This window comes from Flavobacterium sp., assembly GCF_031423415.1.
Classification (GTDB): Bacteria; Bacteroidota; Bacteroidia; order Flavobacteriales; family Flavobacteriaceae; genus Flavobacterium.
Window position 1 is genome coordinate 1 of sequence record NZ_JANPFL010000139.1, and the last position, 1,474, is coordinate 1,474.

Consider the following 1,474-nt stretch of genomic DNA (forward strand, 5'->3'; position numbering starts at 1 on the left):
CGTTTGGCATTGCTAAATCCAAATGTTTATTACCATGAAGTAAATGTTCCCGAATATCCATTGTTTCATTTTCAACCGTATGAATTGGCTTTGTCAAGCAAATTGGTCGATATGGTGAAGCTGCATAAAATAGAGTTATTGCACGTTCATTATGCCATTCCGCACGCCTATGCAGGCTATATGGCAAAACAAATGCTAAAAGACGAAGGCATCAATATTCCGATGGTTACAACGCTTCATGGCACAGATATTACTTTGGTTGGCAACCATCCGGTTTATAAAACTGCTGTAACTTTTAGTATTAATAAGTCAGATTATGTAACATCGGTTTCGCAAAGCTTAAAAGATGATACTTTGAAATTATTCAATATAAAAAACGATATTGTAGTCATTCCGAACTTTATTGAATTAGATAAAAACGCTAATGATCCAAGAATTCAGTGCTATCGTTCGGTCATTGCCAATGATAATGAACGAATAATTACGCACATTTCGAATTTCAGAAAAGTAAAACGTATTCCAGATATTATTCAGATATTTTATAAAATACAACAAAAAATTCCAGCCAAATTATTGATGGTTGGCGATGGACCAGAAAAACCCAAAGCCGAAAAATTATGTCAAGAATTAGGTCTCGAAAATAAAGTTATTTTTCTAGGAAACAGCAACGAAATTGATAGAATACTTAGTTATTCTGATTTGTTTCTTTTGCCATCAGAAACCGAGAGTTTTGGACTTGCAGCTCTAGAAGCTATGGCTTGGTCGGTACCTGTAATTTCCAGTAATTCTGGCGGTTTACCCGAAGTTAATTTTGATGGTTTTTCGGGTTATTTAAGTAATGTTGGCAATATTGACGAAATGGCAGAAAACGCTCTTAAAATCTTAGAAAATGACCAAATACTCAATAAATTTAAGAAAAATGCACTAGAAGTAGCAAAACAATTTGATATTAAAAATATTTTGCCGTTGTACGAAGATTTATATCAAAAAGCAATAAATATATCTTTATGAGAAATTTAATATTAATCGTAGCAATTGTATTATTAGTTTCGTGCGGAACCAAAAAAGTAGTCTCTAAAAATTTGTTATTCGAAATATTAACACAACAAAAAGATGGTGGTGCAAACATTCAATTTTACGAAATATTGTCGGAAGTTGCAGAAATAAAATTACTTTTAAATGACGAAAATCTAAAAGGCAAAGTTCAAGAAAGCGACATAGAAAAATGCAATTTTGTAATCGTAAATTCGGGTTATAAAAACGAAGGTAACAATAAAATCGAAATAGAATCGGTTACCGAAACAACAGACAAAATAGTTGTAAAAGTTAAAAAAAATGTCACAAATAAAATTATCGATATTGAACTCGGAACTGTTAATCCGTACCTGATTTTGAAAATTAATTCTAAAAAAGAAATAATATTTGAATAAAAAAAATCCTGAATTTCTTCAGGATTTTTTTGATTTTTATTAAA

General features: G+C 30.8%; 2 protein-coding genes. Both read left to right on the forward strand.

The window, feature by feature from the left end; genetic code table 11:
- The coding region (gene bshA, locus RMO83_RS12575; protein WP_310560047.1) for an N-acetyl-alpha-D-glucosaminyl L-malate synthase BshA at positions 1–1,011 on the forward strand (1,011 nt) is incomplete at its 5' end.
- Complete coding sequence (locus RMO83_RS12580; RefSeq protein WP_310560048.1) at positions 1,008–1,430, forward strand: hypothetical protein; 423 nt, start codon at positions 1,008–1,010, stop codon at positions 1,428–1,430. The genes bshA and RMO83_RS12580, both read left to right, overlap by 4 nt.
- Positions 1,431–1,474 lie beyond the last annotated feature (44 nt).

Excerpts from the sequence above, each read along its gene's own strand:
- RMO83_RS12580 (WP_310560048.1), top strand. The coding sequence starts at position 1,008 with ATGAGAAATTTAATATTAATCGTAGCAATTGTATTATTAGTTTCGTGC.